Raw genomic sequence first — 21,781 nt, forward strand, 5'->3', positions numbered from 1 at the left:
AATGAATAACCCGAACCGGGTCTCATGAAAAGAACGCGCGTAGTCGTGATCGAACAATTTGAACGCGGCTGACGTTGACAGGGCAACGAGACAAGCAAAGGATCTCCTATGACCTATCCCCGTTTTTCCCGCACCAGAAGCGTTCTTTTCAGCACGGCCTGCGCGGCGCTGCTGGCAGGTCCGGCCCTCGCCGCCCCCGGTGCGCAAGGCTGCGGCCATCCCGGCATACTCAGCGTAACGGGCCACGGTGAATCCCGGGTCGCGCCCGATCAGATGCTGATCTCGCTTGGCGTCACGACGCAGGCGGAGACGGCTGCACAGGCGATGGACGATAATTCCTCGCGTCAGGCATCCATTCTGCAAACGCTGCGTGATGCAGGTGTGGCGGAAGGCGATATCCAGACGGAGGGGCTCACGCTCAACCCAACGATGAACTATCCTGAGGATGGCGGCGCGCCATCAATTTCAGGTTACATGGCGCAGAATCTGCTGACCGTGCGTGTGACGGATATTGCGCGCGCCGGGGCGGTTCTGGACAGCATTGTCGACGCGGGCGCGAATGAGATGCGCGGCATCAGGTTCATTCGCGAGGACTCGCAGGGGACGCAGGATCAGGCGTTAAGCGATGCCGTGGCCGACGCCACCCATCGTGCGGGTGTAATGGCGGAAGCCGCCGGGCTGGAACTGGGGCGGGTCATGCGGATCGGAGAGCCCCAGTCCCGGGTGATCGCGCCCGAGCCGATGCAGATGCGTGCGATGGCGGCTTCGGGACAAGCCGACAGTATCCCGGTCGAGGGCGGGGAGATCGCCTTTACCGCAGCGGTCGAGGTCGCCTTCTCGCTCGGCGGCGGCGATGAAAACTGTGCGATGCCGTCGGAGGCCCCGGCTGTAGCACCCGGCGGCCAGGCTGCGTCCCCAGCCAGCCCGGCACCGGCACCCACGCCTGACCAATCGGCAGACAGCACCCCGGAAGGCGAACCCCAGCCAGCGCTGCGTGGCGGCGATCAGCCGCCAATGCCGCGCCCGACCCGTGACGCGCCTGAGACCACGCCGGGGGCAAGTGAAACGGTGACCGGCACAGCCCCGGAAACCGATGACGAAAGCACAACCCCGGCACAAGGTGCAGTCCCGGCTGACGGCGAAACCGCTCCGGCAGCCGCGTCAGACAGCGCCGACACCGACGCAGCGCAAACCGGGGCTGTCGGGGACACCACTGCGGAGGACGATGCAGCCGCAGCAGCAGACGAGGCCGCGGAAACCTCAACCGGCGCGGACGCCGCAGCCGCGACGAACTAACCTTACGGCCTCTGCCAATTCACGGCCCTTTGCCGGTCGCAAAAGCCGCCGGACATCCCGGCGGCTTTTCAATCGAGACGGCTCAGCCCGTCGCGGCGGCCAACGCCTGATCGAGATCGGCAATCAGATCATCGGCATCTTCGACCCCGATGGACAGGCGCACCACATCCGGGCCCGCCCCGGCAGCGATCTGCTGTTCTTCGGTCAATTGACGATGGGTTGTCGATGCCGAATGGATCACCAGCGAGCGCGTATCGCCGAGATTGGCGACATGGCTGAACAGCTTCAGCGCATCGACCAGCTTCACGCCAGCCTCATACCCGCCCTTGATCGTGAAGGTGAACAGCGAGCCCGCCCCTTTCGGGTAAAGCCGCGCCGCCGTCGCATTCCACGGCGAGCTTTTGAGCCCGGCATAGGTGACGGAGGTCACGCGCGGATCGGCCTCCAGCCACGCCGCCACCTTCATCGCATTGGCGACATGTTTCTCCATGCGCAGCGGCAGGGTCTCGATCCCCATCAGCGTGTAATGCGCCGCCTGCGGGTTCATGGTCATGCCCAGATCGCGAAGCCCGATGGCAATGCCGTGGAAGGTGAAGGCGAGGTTGCCGAAGGTCTCATGGAATTTCAGACCGTGATAGGCGGGTTCGGGTGCTGAAAGGGACGGGAACTTGTCCGACGCCGACCAGTCGAATTTGCCGCTGTCGACAACGGCCCCGCCGGTCACCGTGCCGTTGCCGGTCAGGAACTTCGTCAGGCTGTGGACAACCAGCGTCGCACCCATCTCGATCGGGCGGCACAGATAGGGCGTCGCCAGCGTATTGTCGACGATCAGCGGGATACCGGCGGCATCCGCAATCTCGGCAATGGCGGGGATATCGGTCACATAACCACCGGGATTGGAGATCGATTCGCAGAAGATCGCCCGCGTGTTATCGTCAATCGCCGCCTTGACCGCATCTTTATCGTCCAGATCGACGAAGGTGCAGGACCAGCCGAAACGCTTGATGGTCTGACTGAATTGGGTCACCGTACCGCCGTAAAGCCGGGTTGAGGCCACGATATTCTTGCCCGGCCCCATCAGCGGGAACAGCGCCATGATCTGCGCGGCATGGCCCGAGGATGTGCAGACAGCGCCCGCGCCGCCTTCCAGATCCGCAATCCGCGCCTGTAGCGCGCCAATGGTCGGGTTGGTCAGCCGCGAATAGATGTAGCCGACCTCCTGCAACCCGAACAGCCGCGCTGCGTGATCGGCGTCCTTAAAGACATAGGCCGTGGTCTGATAGATCGGCACCTGCCGCGCACCTGTGGCCGGGTCCGGCGCGGTTCCCGCGTGGATCGCCCGTGTCTCGAATGCCTGATTGTCGCTCATGATTTTCCCTCCGTCGTTCGGCGCAGCTTAGGTCGCGCAAGGCAGGGGGTGCAACGGCGAACTGACCGCAATGCCACAGCCGGAACGCCACAACCCGCCGCGGCTTCCCAACCCGTGCCTGCGACGATATGAGATCATCTGTCACCGAAGGAGTTCTCACCATGCCCGACCAGAACCGAATCCAGCCGCAACCCGGCATCATGGATATCGCTCTGTATCAGGGCGGGGCGGCGCATGTGGACGGCGTCGAGAATGTGATAAAGCTCTCCTCGAACGAAAACCCTTACGGTGCATCGGAAAAGGCCCGTGATGCGGCCATACGCGCCGCCCATCAGATGCATCGTTACCCGAACACCGATCACGCCGATCTGCGCGCCGCGATTGGCGAACTGCACGGCATCGATCCCGACCAGATCATCTGCGGTGTCGGGTCGGATGAGGTGCTGCAATTCGCCGCCCAGTGCTTCGCTGGGGTCGGGGACGAGGTCATCATGACCGAGCACGGCTTCTCCATGTACCCGATTCTGACCCGCTCGGTTGGTGCAACTCCGGTCGTGGTGCCGGAGCAGGAGCGGCGGGTGGATATTCAGGCCATCCTCGGCGCGGTGACCGAACGCACCCGGATCGTCTTTCTGACCAATCCCGGCAACCCGACCGGCACCATGCTGGATGACGAAGACCTGCACAGGCTCGCGAAAGGCCTGCCGCCTTCGGTCCTCTTGGTGCATGATGGCGCGTATAGCGAATTCGTGGCGGAAGATGTGCGGCATGATTTCGAACTCGTCGCCGCTTACCCGAATGTCCTGGCCACGCGAACTTTCTCGAAAATCTACGGGCTTGGCGGGCTGCGCATTGGTTGGGGCCATGCCAACCGTGACCTGATCGACGTCATGAACCGGGTCCGCCAGCCTTTCAATCTGTCGGTTGTCCAGCTTGCCGCCGCCGAGGCCGCCATTCGCGATCAGGCCCATGTGTCGCGTTGCCGGTCCGAAAACGCCAAGATGCGCGCCTGGTTGCGCAATGCGCTGACCGATCTCGGGATTGGCTGCGACGAAAGCCATGCCAATTTCGTGCTGGCCCGCTTCGCGGATGCCGCCACCGCCGATGCCTGCGACGCCGCCCTGAAGGCCGACGGGCTGATCGTGCGCAAGGCGGCGGGCTATGGTCTGCCACATTGCCTGCGCATCACCATTGGTGACGAACCCTCCTGCCGCCGCGTCGCCCATGTCATCGGCCGCTTCATCTCCGAAGGAGCGCAATCATGAGCGCGGTATATGACAAGGTCGCCCTGATCGGTTTGGGGCTGATCGCCGGTTCCATCTCTCTCGCGGCGCGGAAAGCCGGCGCGGCCAACAAGATCATCGGCACCGCCAGAAGCGCCAAGACGCGGGCCGCCGCGCGCAATCTGATGCTGTGTGACGAGATCGCGGACAACGCCGCCTCCGCCGTGCGTGGCGCGGATCTGGTGATCCTGTGCGTTCCGGTCGGCGCAATGGGCAAGGTCATGTCGGAGATCAAGCCGCATCTGAAACCGGGCGCGGTCGTCACCGATGTCGGCTCCGTCAAGCAGGAGGTGATCGATCAGGTCCTGCCGCATCTGCCGCCGCAGGTGCATTTCATCCCCGGCCATCCGCTCGCCGGGACCGAACAATCCGGCCCCTATTCAGGCTTTGCCGAGCTGTTCGTGAACCGCTGGTGGCTGCTGACCCCCCTGCCCGACAGCGACCCGTCCGAAGTATCCCGCCTGCGCCGTTTCATCCGCGCGCTTGGCGCCAATGTCGAGGATATGGAGCCGGGTCACCACGATCTCGTCCTCGCCGTCACCAGCCACACCCCGCACCTGATCGCTTACACGATGGTCGGGGTGGCCGATCACCTCAAACGCGTGACGGAATCTGAGGTTATCAAATACTCCGCCGCCGGTTTCCGCGATTTCACCCGGATCGCGGCTTCCGACCCGACCATGTGGCGCGACGTGTTCCTGAACAACAAGGACGCCGTGCTGGACATTCTGGGCCGCTTCACGGAGGAGTTGTTCGTCCTGCAACGCGCCATCCGCATGGGCGATGGCGAGCAATTGCACGACTACTTCACCCGCACCCGCGCCATCCGCCGTGGCATTATCGAGGCCGGGCAGGACACGGATGCGCCGGATTTCGGACGTGGGCCGAAATCCGGGCCGGCGAACCGGGACTAGATCAGACCGGCCTTGCGGAAATCTTCGCTGAGATCGCGTTCCGGGCGGGCACCGACATGGCCGATCACCTCGGACGCGGCCATGACGGCCATATGCCCTGCCGTCTCCAGATCCTGCCCGGTGGCGAGGCCATAGATCAGACCGGCGGCGAACTGATCCCCCGCCCCTGTCGCATCGAGGGGCGTGACACGATGCACCGGCACCTCCACCCGCTGACTGCCGCGGAACAGCAGCGCCGGATCGCCCGAGCGCGTGCAGATCACCGTATCGCAATCGGCAACCGCGAGACGCAGCGCCTCGTCGATATTGGTCTGATACAGCGCCTCCCACTCATGGACATTGCCGATGACATAATCCATCGATTCCGAGACCAGCTTGCGGAAATCCCCGCGGTGCCGGTCCACGCAGAACGGGTCGGACAGCGCGATCCCGGCGCGCCCGCCCGCACGGTGACAGGCATCCGCCGCCGCCATGAAGGCCTGTTTCCCGGCGGGCTTGTCGAACAGATAGCCCTCCAGAAACAGCCATTTGCTGCCCTGAAACACCGCCTCATCGACATCATCCGCGCCAAGATCGGCCGAAATGCCAAGATAGGTGTTCATCGACCGCTCCCCATCCGGGGTCACGAAAATGATCGAGCGCGAGGTTGGCAGATCGTCACCCGATACCGGCGCGTTGACGAACCGCATCCCCTCATCCTCGGTCTGGGTCGCATAAGACCGCCCCAGCTCGTCATCCGCGACGCGCCCGATAAAGGCGGTGTTCAGACCCAGCCGACCGATCCCCGCAATCGTATTGGCGACCGATCCGCCCGGAACCAGCCGCGCCTGCCCACGCTTGGCCTGCTGGGCGAGCAGAAATTCCGACCGCTCCCGCTCGACAAGCTGCATGATGCCCTTCTGCACCTCCATTTCGACAAGATCGTCGTCACCTGCCGGGGCGATCACGTCGATAATGGCGTTGCCGATGCCGATCACGTCAAATGGGGTCATTCAGTTTTCTCCTCGTAGGGGCAAAGATCTTCAATAATGCAAATGCGACAGCGCGGACGACGCGCCTGGCAGGTATAGCGGCCATGTAAAATGAGCCAGTGATGCGCGTTCTGCTGAAATGGCGCGGGCACGTTGTCTTCAATCGCCCGCTCCACCTCGTCCACATCCCGGCCCGGTGCGATATGCGTCCGGTTGCCGACGCGGAAAATATGCGTATCGACGGCCTGCGCTGGCTGGCCAAAGACGCAGTTCAGCACGACATTCGCCGTCTTGCGTCCGACACCCGGCAGGCTCATCAGCGCCGCACGGCTGGCCGGCACCTCGCCGCCATATTCCTCGACCAGAATACGGGACAGCTTGATGACGTTCTTCGCCTTCTGCCGGAACAGCCCGATGGTCTTGATATGCTCGGTCAGCCCCGCCTCACCCAGATCCAGCATCTGCTGCGGGGTCTCGACCTTTGCGAACAGATCCGCCGTCGCGCGGTTCACCCCCGCATCCGTCGCCTGCGCCGACAGCGCGACGGCCACCACGAGTTGATAGGCATTGTGATGCACCAACTCCGTCACAGGCGCAGGGTTGGCGTCGCGCAGCCGCGAGAAAATCGCGACCTGTTGGGCATATGGCAAAGCTTGCGGTAATCTGGCCATATGCGCGTCTTTGCCCGCCACACGCGCGCAGATCAAGTCTGGATCACATAACGAGCAGCGGTAAACGGTCCTAATTTCATGAAGATGTGACCGGGACACGCGCAATTGCGTCTTAGATGACTGTTTTCCGAATGGAACCTGTGTCACATTGGCGTCGTTTTAAGCCAGACCGTGCCAACCGGCACCGGACCGTAAATACCGAAAGGCCAACATATGACACTGCGTGTTTCCCTTCTGCTTGGCACCGCCGCCGCCTTGGCGCTTGGCGCCTGCACCACCAATCCAAACGGCTCGATGGGCACGACGCTGACCACGACCCAGAAAGGCGCGCTCGCAGGGGCCGCTGTCGGCGCGATCTACGGCGCGCAGCGCGACGATGACAGCAATAACGAGGGCGAGGACATTGCCAAGGGCGCAATCCTCGGCGCGGCTGCCGGTGCTGTGACCGGCAATATTATCGAGCGTCAGCAACGCGCGCTTGAACAGGTCATGACCAGCCCCGGTGTGCAGATCATCAACCGCGGCGACTATCTTCAGGTCGTCATGCCCTCGGGTCTGCTCTTCGCATCCGACAGCGCAGCCGTGTCCGGTCAGGCGCAGAACGACCTTTACGGCCTAGCGCAGGTGCTTCAGCAATACCCGAACAGCCGCGTGGAGATCTACGGTCACACCGACTCAACGGCCTCCGACGCCTATAACCTCGACCTCTCGCAGCGCCGCGCCCAATCGGTCGGCGGTATCCTGACCGCGGCTGGCGTCAACGGCGCGCGCCTGAGCATGGTCGGCCGTGGCGAAAGCCAGCCGATTGCGGATAACACGACCGAGGCCGGCAAGGCCCAGAACCGCCGCGTGGAAATCCTGATCCGCCCGACGAGCTGATAGCCGGCTACCAGGCACGGAAAAGGCCGGGCAATGCGCCCGGCCTTTTTTGTTAATATATTTCGTTGCCACAGCCCTCAGCAGCGCTTGAGCGACTGCGCGATCCGGATCATTTCCAGTTTTCCCGCAGCGCGATCTTCCTCGATCCCGCCAATAACCATTTCAGTCTCTCCATAGCCGTCGAAATCATCTCCGGCCAATGCCGAGGTAATGCTGCCGCCGAAGGATTTGTCGCGGGCGGCGTCGATCTCCGCATCGCTCTTGCCCTGTTCATAGGCCAGCTGAGCACAGCTCATCGCGTTATAATCCTGCTGGCTCAGGCCATTCCCGGCACAACCGGCGAGAAGGGCAACACTTGCCGCCGCGAGATAAGCGAGTTTCGTCATGGGGAATTTCTCCATCTTCAGGGATCACATATTCAAAAAATCGATTTGTCATAATGCCGGAATTGGCACGGAGCCTTCGTCATATCAGCGTGGTTAATACATGCCAATTTCATTGACATTATATTGATCCGGCTTAGTCGCACAAACCGGTCAAATGAGGGCAAGACGGCATAAAAATGAAAAACCCGGCGGACCAGGCCGCCGGGCGTCAATCACCGTCCCTGATGATCTTTCAGTGCAGGCGCTGCACCACGTCTTCGATGGCGGCGTCAATGCCCTTGCTGCGGTCGGCGGCGCTGCCCTGCTCCCGCAGGATCTGGCCTGCCGCCGCGATGGCGGTCTGAACAGCCGTGTCACGCACTTCCCGCACCGCGTCATTCTCCGCCGAGGAAATCTGATCCTCAGCCGCTTTCAGGCGGCGCTGGATCGAGCGTTCCAGATCGGCTTTCGCCTTATCCGCCTGCGCAACAGCCTCACGCTTGGCGTTGGCGACGATTTCTTCCGCCTGAACCTTCACTTCGCGCTGGCGACGCTCATAGGAGGCATAAAGCTCCTGCGCTTCTTCCCGCAGGCGCTTGGCCTCCTCCAGATCGGCGCGGATGCCCTCCGCACGCTTGTCCAGCATCCCGCCGATCAGTTGCGGCACCTTGAAGTACACGAGGATGCCGATGAAGACGAGAAACGCGATCAGAACGATGAAATCGGTATTGCGCAGGCTGAAGAACGGGCCGGAGGCGGCCAGTGCCGGGGTCGCGCTCAGCGACAGGATGACAGCGAGTTTCTTCATCATCACGCCCCCTTCAGCCGCGCATCGACCGCGTTGTCGATCGCCGCATCATCTACATTGCCGCCGAAACTGCGCAGCAGTTCCCCGGTCACGTCACGCGCAACCGTGCGCGCATCGGATGCAGCGGATTCACGGATCGCGCCGATACGCTTCTCCGATTCAGCGGTCCGGGCTGCGATCTCCGCGTCCGCCTTGGCGATGGCCGCATCCAGCTCTTTCTGGATATCCGCCTTCTGGGCGGCAATGATCTTGCCTGCCTCGGTGCGCGCGTCGGCCAGCGCCTGATCATAGGCTGCCTCGGCGTCCTTCGCCTTTTTCTTATATTCCTCGGCCTGCATCAGATCGCCGGTGATCGCACCCTGACGGTCGGAAATCACCGATCCGATCCGGGGCAGCGCGATCTTCGACAGCACCCAATACAGCACCGCCAGCGTCACCAGCAGCCAGAAAATCTGGTTGCCAAAGGTCGAGAAATCGAGCTGCGGCATACCTGCCGAGCCACCGGCCGCATCCGCCGCCGCGCTGGCGCCATGCGCCGCGTCAGCCGCTTGTGCTGCCTGTTCGGCACCATGCGACACTGCCGCTGCCGCGGCTTCCTCGTTTGCAGCCTCGCCCTGAGACCCGGTTTGCGCGACCGCTTCGGTCGCTTGTTGCAATAGGCTGAACATGTCCTACCTCTGGCCGTTCAAGTTACAATCGGATGGGGCGGAACGCCCCACCCAACCGCAAGGATGGCAGGGGATCAGACTGCGAACAGCAGCAGAAGTGCGACCAGGAACGAGAAGATGCCGAGCGCTTCCGCGAAGGCCATGCCGATGAACAGCGTGGCGGTCTGCGAAGCGGCAGCCGACGGGTTGCGCAGCGCGCCCGACAGGTAGTTGCCGGCAACATTGCCCACACCGATGGCGGCGCCCGCCATACCGATGCATGCGAGACCCGCGCCGAGATACTGACCCAGTTGTTCCATGTTTCTTGCTCCTTGAGGCTTTATGGAATGGAAGGATTGATGAACCAGAGACCTGCCCGTCAGTGCGCCGGATGCAGCGCGTCTTTCAGATAGACACAGGTCAGGATGGTGAAGACATAGGCCTGAATGATGCAGACCAGCATCTCCAGCCCGTAAACCCCGACGATGCCCAGCACCGCGAGCGGGGAAATAAGCGCGACGGCGCCAAACGCCGCGAACACTTTGATCACGGCGTGGCCTGCCATGATATTGCCGGCAAGACGAATGGAGTGGCTGACCGGGCGCACGAAATACGAGATCAGCTCGATCACTGCCAGCACCGGACGCAGCGCCAGCGGCGCGGATTTGACCCAGAAAAGCTCCAGGAAATGTGCGCCGTTCTTGACGAAGCCCAGCACGGTAACGCCGAGGAACACCATCAGGGCCAGAACGGCGGTTGTGGCGATCTGCGAGGTGGTGGAGAAGCTCATCGGGATCAGCCCGAGATAGTTCGAGAAGACGATGAAGCAGAACAGCGTCATGATATAGGGGAAATATTTCAACCCCTCCTTGCCGCAGATGTCTTCCACCATCTTGTAGACCATGCCGTAGGTCAGCTCGGCAATCGACTGAACACGGTTCGGGATGATGGCGCGACCGCGCGTGCCGAACACCAGCAGCGCAATGATCGTCAGAAGCGCCAGCCCCAGCCAGAGCGTCGCGTTGGTGGGTGTGTACCAGTGAACGGCACCATCGCCGAACAGCGGCGAGACCACGAACTGTTCCATCGGGTGGAAAGCAAGACCGGTTTCAGCTTCCGTCGCCACTTGTGTCATCCCTCGTCTGCGGCAGGTCGCCCTGCATGTCCGTCACAGCCTTACGCTGCATCTCTTGTGCGGTGCCCAGCATCACCTTGATGCCAGCCGCCAGCCCGGCAAGCAGGAACAGGACCAGAAAAATCGGCATCGTGCCGAGCAAACGGTCCAGCCCGTAGCCGATGCCGAACCCGATCCCGAGTCCCGTCACCAGCTCGATCACCATGCGCCACGCCGCTTCGGCGTTATGCATCGTGACCTGCGTGCGCGTGGGCGCTTTCGGGGCATTCGCCTTTGCCAGCCGCTCCTCAAGCCGCCGCAGCCGTTCGGCAACATCGGCGTTTTCGTCGCGTTCGGGCAAGTCTCACACCCCTGTTATCGTTGAATGGGTGATAGGTGCCGACGCCCTCCGAGTCAAGCAAGTGCGACATCTTATCAAGTTACTGATTTTACATCATTTTATTGAGAGACCCGCTTTCCCCGACATGGTTGCACGCGCTGGCCGCGTGATCCATAATTCAACCGATCAGTTGAGCATTACGGCATAACAATCCCAATGACAGACCCGGAAAAACGCCTCGATCAGATTTTCCAGGCTCTGGCCGACCCCACACGCAGGCGGATTCTGGGCATGCTGCTGGAGGACGACATGGCCGTCAGCGACGTCGCAGCGCCGTTCGACGTCAGCCTCGCCGCCGTGTCCAAACATCTCGCCGTGCTGGCCGGTGCCGGGCTGATCCGGCAGGAGCGGCGCGGACGGATCACATGGTGCGAGATCGACCCGGACGGGCTGCGCCGCGCCTCGATCTGGATGCAGGGGTTCGGACAATTCGACCCGGTGGATCTCGACGATTTCGAGAGGTTCCTGGGCCAGATGCTGGACCCCACGCCACCCGCGCCGGAGTAACGCGCCCTGCGTCAGTTCAAATAGCGGCGCAGGCCGGACCCGCGCCGCCAATCGCGTCACGCCGCCTTGTGAAGCGGCTGCTCCAGCGGCAAAGCGTCGAAGCTGAAATAGGCAAACATCTGCTCCAGCGCGGCAAGCGCGGCCTTCGCCCCGTCCGCAGGCGCAACAGGTTTGGTTGATGTGGTCATGGTCGAACCCCAAAAAAGGTGGTTCCTCCCGTGACCGCAAATTAACCCGCCTGAACGAACCGATCAACCGCGACGCAGCGGCACTGGCTGCGTCATAACGTCAGACGACATCGCCTCAGACGATGCGGTCGACCAGCATATGCTTGATCTCTGCAATCGCCTTCGCCGGGTTCAGACCCTTCGGGCATGTATTGGTGCAGTTCATGATCGTGTGGCAGCGATACAGCTTGAACGGATCCTCAAGCGCATCCAGCCGCTCCGCCGTCGCCTCGTCCCGGCTGTCGATGATCCAGCGATAAGCTGCCAGCAGCGTCGCCGGGCCCAGATATTTCTCGCCATTCCACCAATAGCTCGGGCAGGAGGTCGAGCAGGAGGCGCACATGATGCACTCATACAGCCCGTCCAGCTTCCGGCGGTCCTCGATGGACTGCTTCCACTCCTTGCCGGGCGTCGGCGACTTGGTGATCAGATACGGGTTGATCGAGGCGTGCTGCGCATAGAAATGCGTCAGATCCGGGATCAGGTCCTTGACCACAGCCATATGCGGCAGCGGATAGATATTCACGTCGCCCTTGATTTCATCCATGCCGTAGATACAGGCGAGATGGTTGCCGCCGTCGATATTCATCGCGCAGGAGCCGCAAATCCCCTCCCGGCAGGACCGGCGGAAGGACAGCGTCGGGTCAATCTCCGACTTGATCTTGATCAGCGCGTCCAGAACCATCGGCCCGCATTTATCCAGATCGACGAAATAGCTGTCGACGCGCGGGTTCTCGCCGCTGTCCGGGTCCCAGCGATAGATATTGAACTTCCGCAGATTGGTCGCGCCCTCGGGCTTCGGCCAGGTCTTGCCGACGCGGATCTTGCTGTTCTTCGGAAGGGAAAATTCAACCATTGGGACTCTCCTGGCGGTCTTGCTGGGCGGGCGGAAGCGCCGTCACGGCGGATAAGGGGGCGGTTTCAGGCCGCAGCACAGAACTGCAACCGGCATGCGGCTGAGACATCGACATCACCGCCCCCAGCCCGGCTGATCGTAAAGCGGACGGGACGGCATCTGGCCGGATTTGCGCTGCACGCAATTCGAATAGACCAGTGCCGGATCGCGGCCCATGATATAGTCCGAGGACACCGACATCTCGAAACGCCCGACCGGGCGGATCCCGTCACTGTCGGCGGCCACACCCACCCGCGCCTCGCCACGCGGGCCGGTCGCGGCGCGCGCATTCTCAAGGCACGACCGCTCTGCCTGCGCCAGCGGCACCGGCCCGCAGGCCGCAAGCACAACAGGCACGAACAAAGCGAGGGCGGGCAGAACTCTCATCAGGCGGTCGCCGCAACCTTGGCGATGCACTGCGTGGCGGCAGGGCGCTGCACGATCACCGCGACCGAGGACGCCGCCGAGGACGGATCGTTCAGACCGCGCTGCGCAATATCCGCCATTTCGGCCATCGAGGCATTGTTGACGACGCAATCGGTGTAAGGCGCGACATTGCGGCCCGGCAGGCGCTTGGCCATCTCGCGATTGACGACATCACGCGCCACGGCACGGGTCGCGCTGTCCAGCGTGCTGGTCTGTGCCGGAGGCTGCGCGGCAGCAGGCGGCGGCGGATTGACAATCGGTGCCGTGGTTTGCGGCACATTGGTGGCAGGCGCGACACAGCCGGCCAGAGCCAGCGACACGACGCCGAGAGACAGGATAACTCGCATCAATAAACCCTCTTCTTCGGTGCAATCTTCTTCAGATCGATACCACCTTCGGCTTCTTCCGTCAGCGGATCAAGATGAACAGGGCGATAGTCCAGCTTCACATCCGCGCCATCGACCCATGCGAGGCTGTGTTTGCGCCAGTCCGCATCGTTGCGGTCCGGGTAATCTTCATGCGCATGGGCACCGCGCGATTCCTTGCGCGCCTCTGCCGCGACGATGGTCGCCATCGCGTTCGGCATCAGGTTGGTCAGCTCCAGCGTTTCCATCAGATCCGTGTTCCAGATCAGACCGCGATCGGTGACATGCAGATCGTCCAGCTTGGCGGCGACCTGCTTCATCTTCTCGACACCCTCGGCCAGCGTCTTGTCGGTGCGGAACACCGCCGCATCCGCCTGCATGGTCCGCTGCATCTCGCCGCGAAGCTCCGCCGTCGGCGTGCCGCCATTGGCGTTGCGGATACGGTCAAAGCGGTCAAGGATTGCGTCAACCGCCGCGACATTGGTCTGCGGCACCGGCGCATCATGGTCCACGACCTCGCCCGCCTTGATCGCCGCCGCACGACCGAACACGACAAGGTCGATCAGAGAGTTCGACCCAAGCCGGTTTGCCCCATGCACAGATGCACAGCCTGCCTCACCCACGGCCATCAGGCCGGGGAAGACACGATCCGGGTTGCCCTCGGTCGGGTCCAGCACCTCGCCCCAGTAGTTGGTCGGAATGCCGCCCATATTGTAATGCACCGTCGGCAGAACCGGGATCGGTTCGCGCGTGACATCGACACCGGCAAAAATCTTCGCCGATTCCGAAATCCCCGGCAAACGCTCATGCAGGGTCTCGGGGTCCAGATGCATCAGGTTGAGGAAAATGTGATCCTTGTCGTCGCCGACACCCCTGCCCTCGCGGATCTCCATCGTCATGCAACGCGAAACAACATCACGCGATGCCAGATCCTTATAGGTCGGGGCATAACGCTCCATGAAGCGCTCACCTTCGGAGTTGGTCAGGTAACCGCCCTCGCCGCGCGCGCCCTCGGTAATCAGGCAGCCGGAGCCATAGATGCCGGTCGGGTGGAACTGCACGAATTCCATATCCTGAAGCGGCAGACCGGCGCGGGCCACCATCCCGCCGCCATCGCCGGTACAGGTATGGGCGCTTGTAGCGCTGAAATAGGCCCGGCCATAACCGCCGGTCGCCAGCACCACCATCTTGGCATTGAAGACATGCATGGTGCCGTCATCCAGCTTCCAGCAGACGACGCCGGTGCATTTTCCATCGGTGATGACCAGATCGAGCGCGAAATACTCGATAAAGAATTCGGCGTTATTCTTCAGCGACTGGCCGTAAAGCGTGTGCAGAATGGCGTGGCCGGTCCGGTCGGCGGCGGCACAGGTGCGCTGCACGGGCGGGCCTTCACCGAATTCGGTCGTGTGACCGCCGAAGGGACGCTGATAGATCTTGCCCTCTTCGGTCCGGCTGAACGGCACGCCGTAATGTTCCAGCTCATAAACCGCCTTCGGCGCCTCACGCGCGAGGTACTCCATCGCGTCGGTATCGCCCAGCCAGTCGGAGCCCTTGACCGTGTCATACATATGCCACTGCCAGTTATCCGGCCCCATATTGGACAGGCTGGCCGCGATGCCGCCCTGTGCCGCAACGGTGTGGGAGCGGGTCGGGAAAACCTTGGTCACGCAGGCCGTGCGCAGCCCCTGCTCCGCCATGCCAAGCGTCGCCCGCAGTCCTGCACCACCGGCCCCGACGACAACCACGTCATAATCATGCGTCTGATATTCGTATTCGGACATGGTGACCTCAGAGCTGAGCGGTGACGAGCAGCATGCGCGCCAGAGCGAAGAGAGTTGTTGCGATGACGGCCCAGCCGAAGATCGCGGCAAAAATCAACGCGGCCTTGCGGGCGAGCCCGTCGAAATAGTCGTCGATCATGATCCGGGTGCCCCTGATGAAATGCAGCATGCCCACGGTCATGAACGCCGCCACGATCAGCGCCGGATAGGGCCGGTTGAAATAGGCCTGAATATCGGCCCGCTCCGGAATTTGCAGCGCCGTCGCGATCACGATCAGAAACAGCGGCGTCAGGATCGCCAGCGCGACGGAGCTGACCGTCATCCACCAGTGATGCTGCGTCCCGGTATGGGAAGCCCCAAGCCCTTCGGCAGCCTTGCGCGGGGTGATGTAACGCATGGTCTCTCCCCTCAGATGTAATAGATGATCAGGCTCAGCAGGGTCAGAATGACCGAGCCGGCGATGATGGCGATGCTGGATTTCCGGGCGGTCTCGATCTCCAGCCCGCGTCCCGCATCAAAGAAGAAATGCCGGATCCCGGCAAGGAAGTGATACCACAGCGCCCAGCAGCTTCCGACCAGAACGATCCAGCCGAACCAGCTTCGCGTCAGCGCATTCGCGCAATCCCACAGCCCGCCCCCGGCGGCAGCGCCCAGAAGCCAGAAGGCGATCAGAACGAAACCGGCGACCATCGCATGACCCGTGGCCCGGTTCATGATCGAGGTGATTGCGGTCAGCGGCAGCCGATAAACCTGCAAATGCGGTGAAAGCGGCCGGTTCCCCCGGTTCACATCAGCCATGTCATCCCCCTTCGGTTATTGCGGGCCCACGGCGGCAGCTGGCGCGCGGGCTGGCTGTTTCGGCACTCTCATACGGAATATTTCGCCGCTGTCACGGGGCGATGTCCAGCATAATGACGAATTTCGCCGATTTGCCAATTTTGTGATCACACAATATATCGCTGTGATCACAGACACATTATTGTTGCCCGAGTTTCATATCCGGGTGGTATTCCGCCGCGATCTCTTTCGTCACCGCCTGCCCGCAGCGCATCACACCGCGCGCCGAATCAAACGACATCACCGGCCCGCCATGAAGCTGCCAGCCCTTCGACAGGGCCGCACTGACCTTATGGCAGAAGGCCGAGGTGTCATCCTCAGTCAGCAATCGGTAAATCACAGTCATCTTCACGCTCCGAAGGGGTTATAGCCCAGCCAGGCGTGGATCATACCGGCAATTCCGTAGACCACAATCGCCGCGACCAGCGCGATGGCGTCTTTACGCAGCGGCACGGCCTCCTTCGGTTTCTCGGGCGCGGGCTCGCTCCGGTTGATGACAATCATCTCCACCACGGCCCAGGCCAGCAACCCGCCGAACAGAATCAGCGACGGCAGATCGCCATTCACCAGCAGATGCGCACCACCCCAGATCGCAATCGCCAGCAATTGCGGATGCCGCAGCCGCCGCGCGAGCCCCGTTTTCATCCCATCCGCCGCGAACAGATAGACGGCGACCAGCATCAGCAGGTTGTTGATGCCCTTCATCATCGGGGACGGCCCCCACCAGACCGCGCCCATCGGGGCGACCCGGTAACCCCAGATCATCAGGATGACCGCCAGCACCAGAGCCACAGTGACAATGCCCCGGCCCCGGTCGCCCATGCTCGCACGGGCCTCCGGCGCGACACGTTTGAACAAATGCGCGGCCCACCACAGGGCAACGCCGAGAATCAGGATCAACATCTGGCACCTCTCCGGCTGGATAGATCTGCACCCAGAGTGCCATCATTTCGCATCCGCAGCAATCGCCAGACCCGGCAGATGTAAAATTTTTTATCAATGCTAAAAATCAGCCAGCCCTGCCCATATCAGCCGGACAGAGATAATCAGCAACATCCATGTGATAAGCTGGTAGAACAACTTCTGCGGAATGATCCGCAACAGCTTCAATCCCAGACAAACCCCCGCCAGCGCCGGCAGACACAGCAGCGCCGCAATCCTCAGATTACCCGGATTAAGCTGTCCCAAAGCGGCATAGGGAATCAGTTTCACCGCGTTCATAATGGCAAAGGTGACAGTCGTGGTCCCGGCGTAAACCTCGCTACGAAGCCCCATTGGCTGAACATAAATCTGATAAGGCGGCCCGCCGGAATGGCTGACAAAGCTGGTATAACCGGCCAGCGCACCCCAGAAAGACCCCGCCCCCCAGCGTGGACCGCGCCCGCCCCCGACTTGCGGTCGAAACAGCGCATTCAGCGAGAATGCGATGCCGATCAGCCCGATAATCAGCATGACAACGGCATCGTCCACCAGATGCGCCGTCGCCCAGCCCAGACCGATCCCCGCAATCGCGCCCGGCATCAGCGAGATCAGCACCTGCCGGTTGAATGACCGCCGGAAGGCGATCAGCCCGCCAATATCCGACACGATATATACGGGCAGCAGAATTCCGGCCGCCAGAACCGGCGACATCGTCAGCGACATGACCGGCACGGCGATCATGCCAACCATGCTCAGCCCGCCTTTCGCCATGCCAACCGCCAGCGCGGCAATCACCGCCAGAAGCCACGATGTTTGCGATAACTCCACGTCGTTCCCCGTTTTCTGGTCGAATCCCGCCTTGAAAGCGGCCTGTCGAGCGTCTAACCCATGCGACGACCATTAGACCATTTCCTGGAGGAAACCATGGCTCGTCCCAAAATTGCCCTGATCGGCGCCGGTCAGATCGGCGGCACGCTCGCCCATCTGGCTGCGATGAAGGAACTGGGCGACGTCGTTCTGTTCGACATCGCCGAAGGCATTCCGCAGGGCAAGGCCCTCGACATCGCCGAATCCGGCCCGGCTGAAGGCTTCGACGCCAAGCTGAAAGGGACCAGCGATTACGCCGACATCGCCGGTGCCGATGTCTGCATCGTGACCGCTGGCGTGCCGCGCAAACCGGGCATGTCGCGCGACGACCTGCTGGGCATCAACCTGAAAGTGATGAAATCGGTCGGCGAAGGCATCAAGACCCACGCCCCGAACGCATTCGTCATCTGCATCACCAATCCGCTCGACGCGATGGTCTGGGCATTGCAGAAATTCAGCGGCCTGCCCGCCGAGAAAGTCTGCGGCATGGCAGGCGTGCTGGATTCGGCGCGCTTCCGCCACTTCCTGTCGCTGGAATTCGAAGTCTCGATGCGCGACGTCACCGCCTTCGTTCTCGGCGGCCACGGCGACACGATGGTGCCGCTGGCGCGCTACTCCACCGTTGCCGGTATTCCGCTGCCGGATCTGGTGAAGATGGGCTGGACCACGCAGGAGAAGCTGGACGAAATCGTGCAGCGCACCCGTGACGGCGGCGCGGAAATCGTCGGCTTGCTGAAAACCGGCTCCGCCTTCTACGCCCCCGCCACCTCCGCGATCGAAATGGCCGAGGCCTATCTGAAAGACCAGAAGCGCGTCCTGCCCTGCGCGGCGCATGTCGACGGCGCTTTCGGCCTGAAAGGTCTCTATGTCGGCGTGCCGACCGTGATCGGCGCTGGCGGGATCGAGAAGGTCATCGACATCAAGCTGAGCAAGGATGAGCAGGCAATGTTCGACAAATCCGTCGACGCCGTTCAGGGCCTCGTCGCGGCGTGCAAGGAAATCGACTCCTCGCTGGCCTGACCGGCTAGTTTCACTGCATGAATTTAATCGAAAATGGCGCGCCGCAAGGCGCGCTTTTTTATTAATTATTAATTCTAATTTTTTTATTAATTATTAATTCCACCTGTTGGGGTAATTCTTGGAAAGATATGTTATCCGAGGAAAGTTAGTACAAACTAGATAACGAATATGCCAAACATTTTTGTTCTTTGTAGTGGACGCTGCGGATCGACCACATTCTCAAAGGCAGCAAGCCATGCAACCAACTACAGCAGCGGCCACGAAACTCGAACCCCGCTTATCGGTTCTGACCGCCTTGCGTACCCCAATCATCATATCGAGGCAGATAACAGGCTTACATGGATGCTCGGTCGCTTAGAGCGCGAATGGGGCGATCGAGCTTTATATGTTCATTTACAGCGCGAGCGCAACGCAACTGCTCGTTCCTTCGCCGCGCGCTCTGCAAAAGGCATTATGCGAGCTTATCGCGAGGACATATTGCTAGGGTCACGGAAATACCGAAAAAAAGTATCTGATTTCGATTATGCGCTCGATTACATCGACACCGTAAACGCAAACATAGAGACTTTCTTAGCTCGGCGAAGCAATCACTTTCGGGTGCAACTCGAAACAGCCACTCGGGATTTCGAGGAGTTCTGGAATTGGGCTGGATTAGAAGGCGATCTAGGCGCGGCGCTCAATGAATGGAAAACCTCCTATAATGCAACGAAATAGCGCGTTCGTTCGCAAGCCTCTCTGATACATTGCTGATTCTCGATTTGTATACACAGCCTGTGTACGCGCGGTGTACAGGCTGTGTACGCGCTGTGCGGCCATGACCGGACCCCGACCAGGCGAAAACCGCCTTGGCTGCCTTGGCCGAAGACCCGATTCTCCGATTTGTGATCACAGCATTTCTCGCTGTGATCACAGAAAGCGGTATTTTACAATTTTAGATGGAAACACGACGAAAACGGTTCATACCCGATTTTTATTGTGTCACAACCACCTGCAAACCGTATCAAAGCGAGGTTTGCCATGAACATCCATGAATATCAGGCCAAGTCGCTCCTGCGCGACTATGGCGTTCCGGTCAGCGACGGCCGCGTCGTCACCCGCGCCGAAGACGCCAAGCGCGCCGCGGGCGAACTCGATGGCCCGCTCTGGGTTGTAAAGGCCCAGATCCACGCCGGCGGCCGCGGCAAGGGGTCGTTCAAGGAAACCGAAGCCGGCGAAAAAGGCGGCGTCCGGCTGGCGAAATCGACCTCCGAGGCCGAAGAAATGACCCGCCAGATGCTCGGCCGCACGCTGGTCACCCACCAGACCGGCCCGGTCGGCAAACAAGTCAACCGCATCTATATCGAGGACGGTTCGGACATCGAGACCGAGCTTTATCTCGCCCTTCTGGTTGATCGCGGCACCTCGCGCGTCAGCTTCGTCGCCTCCACCGAAGGCGGGATGGACATCGAAGAAGTCGCGGCCTCCACCCCGGAAAAAATCGTCAGCTTCAGCGTCGATCCGGCCTCCGGCCTGTCCGATTTCCACGGCCGCCGCGTCGCCTTCGCGCTCGGGCTGAAGGGCCAGCAGGTCAAGCAATGTGTAAAACTGGTGCGCGATCTCTATCGCCTGTTCCTCGACAAGGACATGGAGATGCTGGAGATCAACCCGCTGATCGTCACCACCGACGGCAACCTCAAGGCGCTCGACGCCAAGATGGGCTTCGACAACAACGCCCTCTACCGCCACGAAGACATCTTCGCACTGCGCGACGAGACCGAGGAAGATCCGAAGGAACTCGCCGCGTCGAAATACGACCTGAACTACATCGCGCTTGATGGCGAGATCGGCTGCATGGTCAACGGCGCGGGTCTGGCGATGGCGACGATGGACATCATCAAGCTCTATGGCGCGGAGCCTGCGAACTTCCTCGATGTCGGCGGCGGGGCCACCAAGGACAAGGTGACCGAAGCGTTCAAGATCATCACCTCGGACGAAAACGTCAAAGGTATCCTCGTGAACATCTTCGGCGGCATCATGCGTTGCGACATCATTGCGGAAGGCATTGTCGCCGCCGTGAAAGAAGTCGGGCTGAAGGTGCCGCTAGTGGTGCGTCTGGAGGGCACCAATGTCGAGAAGGGCAAGGAGATCATCAACAACTCCGGCCTCGACGTGATCGCGGCGGACGACCTGAAAGACGGCGCCGAGAAGATCGTGAAGGCGGTCAAAGGCTGATCTGTAGGGTGCGCTTCAGCGCACCTTCCCGGAACAACGGTGCGCTGAAGCGCACCCTACGCAAGGAGGCCAAGGATGGCCATTCTCGTCGACAAGAACACCAAAGTCATCACCCAGGGCATCACCGGCTCGCAAGGGACGTTCCACACCGAGCAGGCCATTGATTATGGCACGCAGGTCGTGGGCGGCGTGACCCCCGGCAAGGGCGGCACCGAGCACCTGAACCTGCCGGTCTTCAACTCGGTCCACGAGGCCATCGCGGAAACCGGCGCGACCGCAACCGCGATCTATGTGCCGCCGCCCTTCGCGGCGGACTCGATCCTCGAAGCGATTGACGCCGAGGTGCCGCTGATCGTCGCGATCACCGAGGGCATTCCGGTGCTGGACATGATGAAGGTCAAGCGCGCGCTGGAAGGTTCCTCCAGCCGTCTGATCGGGCCGAACTGCCCCGGCATCATGACCCCCGGCGAATGCAAGATCGGCATCATGCCCGGTTCCATCTTCAAGCGCGGCAGCGTCGGCGTTGTGTCGCGTTCCGGCACGCTGACCTATGAGGCGGTGAAGCAGACTTCCGACGTGGGTCTGGGCCAGTCCTCCGCGGTCGGGATCGGCGGCGACCCGATCAAGGGGATGGAGCATATCGACGTGCTTCAGATGTTCCTTGACGATGACGAGACCGAGTCGATCATCATGATCGGCGAGATCGGCGGCAGCGCCGAGGAAGAAGCCGCGGAGTTCCTTGCCGAGCAGAAGAAAAAGGGCAAGTGGAAGCCGACCGCTGGCTTCATCGCGGGCCGCACCGCCCCTCCGGGCCGTCGCATGGGTCATGCCGGTGCCATCGTCTCCGGCGGCAAGGGCGATGCGGAATCGAAAATCGAAGCCATGAAGAAAGCCGGAATCGTCGTCGCAGACAGCCCCGCCCAGCTGGGTGAGGCGGTTCTGGCCGCGATCAAGGGCTGATGATTTGACTCGTCGCATCCCCGGACTAACTATGGGGATGCGAC

General features: G+C 61.7%; 28 protein-coding genes. 9 read left to right on the forward strand and 19 right to left on the reverse strand.

The annotated features are described in order from the left end of the window. Positions 1-108 precede the first annotated feature (108 nt). The gene (locus PAF12_RS10515) at positions 109-1,296 is read left to right on the forward strand and encodes an SIMPL domain-containing protein (RefSeq protein WP_271106883.1); all 1,188 of its coding nucleotides are present in this window, start codon (positions 109-111) and stop codon (positions 1,294-1,296) included. 82 nt (positions 1,297-1,378) lie between these two features. Here PAF12_RS10515 and PAF12_RS10520 read toward each other — a convergent pair whose 3' ends face one another. Continuing rightward, a complete protein-coding gene (locus tag PAF12_RS10520; protein WP_271106884.1) occupies positions 1,379-2,665 on the reverse strand; it encodes an O-acetylhomoserine aminocarboxypropyltransferase/cysteine synthase family protein in 1,287 nt (428 codons plus the stop codon). A gap of 161 nt (positions 2,666-2,826) precedes the next feature. Here PAF12_RS10520 and hisC point away from each other — a divergent pair, with 161 nt between their 5' ends. Both hisC and PAF12_RS10530 read left to right on the forward strand, forming a co-directional pair. Next, positions 2,827-3,930, forward strand: a complete 1,104-nt coding sequence (gene hisC / locus PAF12_RS10525; RefSeq protein ID WP_271106885.1) for a histidinol-phosphate transaminase — start codon at positions 2,827-2,829, stop codon at positions 3,928-3,930. Beyond that, the gene (locus PAF12_RS10530; RefSeq protein ID WP_271106886.1) at positions 3,927-4,862 is read left to right on the forward strand and encodes a prephenate/arogenate dehydrogenase family protein; all 936 of its coding nucleotides are present in this window, start codon (positions 3,927-3,929) and stop codon (positions 4,860-4,862) included. The genes hisC and PAF12_RS10530 overlap by 4 nt, the downstream gene beginning before the upstream one ends. Here the strand turns inward: PAF12_RS10530 and PAF12_RS10535 are convergent. Both PAF12_RS10535 and nth read right to left on the reverse strand, forming a co-directional pair. Further along, on the reverse strand, positions 4,859-5,854 hold the full coding sequence (locus PAF12_RS10535) for an adenosine kinase (RefSeq protein WP_271106887.1): 996 nt from the start codon (positions 5,852-5,854) through the stop codon (positions 4,859-4,861). The genes PAF12_RS10530 and PAF12_RS10535 overlap by 4 nt on opposite strands. Beyond that, the gene (gene nth, locus PAF12_RS10540; RefSeq protein WP_271106888.1) at positions 5,851-6,504 is read right to left on the reverse strand and encodes an endonuclease III; all 654 of its coding nucleotides are present in this window, start codon (positions 6,502-6,504) and stop codon (positions 5,851-5,853) included. Before nth ends, PAF12_RS10535 begins: the two co-directional genes overlap by 4 nt. A gap of 213 nt (positions 6,505-6,717) precedes the next feature. On the opposite strand from nth, the gene PAF12_RS10545 reads away from it, so the two are divergent. Beyond that, a complete protein-coding gene (locus tag PAF12_RS10545; RefSeq protein ID WP_271106889.1) occupies positions 6,718-7,383 on the forward strand; it encodes an OmpA family protein in 666 nt (221 codons plus the stop codon). 77 nt (positions 7,384-7,460) lie between these two features. Here the strand turns inward: PAF12_RS10545 and PAF12_RS10550 are convergent, their stop codons facing one another. From PAF12_RS10550 to PAF12_RS10575, 6 genes are all read right to left on the reverse strand, one after another. Continuing rightward, the gene (locus tag PAF12_RS10550; protein ID WP_271106890.1) at positions 7,461-7,769 is read right to left on the reverse strand and encodes a hypothetical protein; all 309 of its coding nucleotides are present in this window, start codon (positions 7,767-7,769) and stop codon (positions 7,461-7,463) included. A gap of 232 nt (positions 7,770-8,001) precedes the next feature. Next, positions 8,002-8,556 carry a F0F1 ATP synthase subunit B gene (locus PAF12_RS10555; RefSeq protein WP_271106891.1) on the reverse strand — a complete coding sequence of 185 codons (555 nt, stop codon included), beginning with the start codon at positions 8,554-8,556 and terminating at the stop codon, positions 8,002-8,004. 2 nt (positions 8,557-8,558) lie between these two features. Continuing rightward, entirely contained in the window at positions 8,559-9,224 is a 666-nt protein-coding gene (locus tag PAF12_RS10560) for a F0F1 ATP synthase subunit B' (protein ID WP_271106892.1), read from the reverse strand. 74 nt (positions 9,225-9,298) lie between these two features. Beyond that, positions 9,299-9,523 (reverse strand): F0F1 ATP synthase subunit C, encoded by a 225-nt coding sequence (locus PAF12_RS10565; protein ID WP_090522652.1) that lies wholly within the window; start codon positions 9,521-9,523, stop codon positions 9,299-9,301. Positions 9,524-9,582: 59 nt separating this feature from the next. Further along, the gene (locus tag PAF12_RS10570) at positions 9,583-10,338 is read right to left on the reverse strand and encodes a F0F1 ATP synthase subunit A (protein WP_271106893.1); all 756 of its coding nucleotides are present in this window, start codon (positions 10,336-10,338) and stop codon (positions 9,583-9,585) included. Continuing rightward, on the reverse strand, positions 10,313-10,678 hold the full coding sequence (locus PAF12_RS10575) for an AtpZ/AtpI family protein (protein WP_271106894.1): 366 nt from the start codon (positions 10,676-10,678) through the stop codon (positions 10,313-10,315). Before PAF12_RS10575 ends, PAF12_RS10570 begins: the two co-directional genes overlap by 26 nt. A 195-nt stretch (positions 10,679-10,873) precedes the next feature. Here PAF12_RS10575 and PAF12_RS10580 point away from each other — a divergent pair, with 195 nt between their 5' ends. After that, a complete protein-coding gene (locus PAF12_RS10580; protein WP_271106895.1) occupies positions 10,874-11,224 on the forward strand; it encodes a helix-turn-helix transcriptional regulator in 351 nt (116 codons plus the stop codon). Between the two features lie 56 nt (positions 11,225-11,280). Here the strand turns inward: PAF12_RS10580 and PAF12_RS10585 are convergent, their stop codons facing one another. The 10 genes from PAF12_RS10585 to PAF12_RS10630 form a co-directional block, all read right to left on the reverse strand. Then, entirely contained in the window at positions 11,281-11,412 is a 132-nt protein-coding gene (locus tag PAF12_RS10585; protein ID WP_271106896.1) for a hypothetical protein, read from the reverse strand. A gap of 115 nt (positions 11,413-11,527) precedes the next feature. Continuing rightward, positions 11,528-12,307, reverse strand: a complete 780-nt coding sequence (locus tag PAF12_RS10590; RefSeq protein ID WP_271106897.1) for a succinate dehydrogenase iron-sulfur subunit — start codon at positions 12,305-12,307, stop codon at positions 11,528-11,530. Between the two features lie 114 nt (positions 12,308-12,421). Continuing rightward, positions 12,422-12,733 (reverse strand): hypothetical protein, encoded by a 312-nt coding sequence (locus PAF12_RS10595; protein ID WP_271106898.1) that lies wholly within the window; start codon positions 12,731-12,733, stop codon positions 12,422-12,424. Then, the gene (locus tag PAF12_RS10600; RefSeq protein WP_271109688.1) at positions 12,733-13,119 is read right to left on the reverse strand and encodes a hypothetical protein; all 387 of its coding nucleotides are present in this window, start codon (positions 13,117-13,119) and stop codon (positions 12,733-12,735) included. The genes PAF12_RS10595 and PAF12_RS10600 overlap by 1 nt, the downstream gene beginning before the upstream one ends. Then, positions 13,119-14,921, reverse strand: a complete 1,803-nt coding sequence (gene sdhA / locus PAF12_RS10605) for a succinate dehydrogenase flavoprotein subunit (protein WP_271106899.1) — start codon at positions 14,919-14,921, stop codon at positions 13,119-13,121. Before sdhA ends, PAF12_RS10600 begins: the two co-directional genes overlap by 1 nt. A 7-nt stretch (positions 14,922-14,928) precedes the next feature. Further along, a complete protein-coding gene (locus PAF12_RS10610; RefSeq protein ID WP_271106900.1) occupies positions 14,929-15,318 on the reverse strand; it encodes a succinate dehydrogenase, hydrophobic membrane anchor protein in 390 nt (129 codons plus the stop codon). 11 nt (positions 15,319-15,329) lie between these two features. Further along, positions 15,330-15,719: a succinate dehydrogenase, cytochrome b556 subunit gene (gene sdhC / locus PAF12_RS10615; protein WP_271106901.1), complete on the reverse strand. Its 390-nt coding sequence runs from the start codon at positions 15,717-15,719 to the stop codon at positions 15,330-15,332. Between the two features lie 178 nt (positions 15,720-15,897). Next, positions 15,898-16,104, reverse strand: a complete 207-nt coding sequence (locus tag PAF12_RS10620) for a DUF1737 domain-containing protein (RefSeq protein WP_271106902.1) — start codon at positions 16,102-16,104, stop codon at positions 15,898-15,900. A gap of 2 nt (positions 16,105-16,106) precedes the next feature. Beyond that, entirely contained in the window at positions 16,107-16,661 is a 555-nt protein-coding gene (locus PAF12_RS10625; protein WP_271106903.1) for an NnrU family protein, read from the reverse strand. A gap of 99 nt (positions 16,662-16,760) precedes the next feature. Beyond that, positions 16,761-17,507 carry a sulfite exporter TauE/SafE family protein gene (locus PAF12_RS10630; protein WP_271106904.1) on the reverse strand — a complete coding sequence of 249 codons (747 nt, stop codon included), beginning with the start codon at positions 17,505-17,507 and terminating at the stop codon, positions 16,761-16,763. A 96-nt stretch (positions 17,508-17,603) separates the two neighbouring features. On the opposite strand from PAF12_RS10630, the gene mdh reads away from it, so the two are divergent. The 4 genes from mdh (at position 17,604) to sucD (ending at position 21,737) form a co-directional block, all read left to right on the forward strand. Then, a complete protein-coding gene (gene mdh / locus PAF12_RS10635) occupies positions 17,604-18,566 on the forward strand; it encodes a malate dehydrogenase (protein ID WP_271106905.1) in 963 nt (320 codons plus the stop codon). Positions 18,567-18,734: 168 nt separating this feature from the next. Beyond that, positions 18,735-19,280, forward strand: a complete 546-nt coding sequence (locus tag PAF12_RS10640; RefSeq protein ID WP_271106906.1) for a hypothetical protein — start codon at positions 18,735-18,737, stop codon at positions 19,278-19,280. A 303-nt stretch (positions 19,281-19,583) separates the two neighbouring features. Next, positions 19,584-20,777, forward strand: coding sequence for an ADP-forming succinate--CoA ligase subunit beta (sucC, locus tag PAF12_RS10645; RefSeq protein ID WP_271106907.1), 1,194 nt, complete (start codon positions 19,584-19,586; stop codon positions 20,775-20,777). Positions 20,778-20,852: 75 nt separating this feature from the next. Beyond that, positions 20,853-21,737 (forward strand): succinate--CoA ligase subunit alpha, encoded by an 885-nt coding sequence (sucD, locus tag PAF12_RS10650; protein ID WP_271106908.1) that lies wholly within the window; start codon positions 20,853-20,855, stop codon positions 21,735-21,737. The last annotated feature ends 44 nt before the right edge of the window (positions 21,738-21,781 follow it).

The sequence above is a fragment of the Paracoccus sp. SCSIO 75233 genome (assembly GCF_027912675.1).
Classification (GTDB): Bacteria; Pseudomonadota; Alphaproteobacteria; order Rhodobacterales; family Rhodobacteraceae; genus Paracoccus.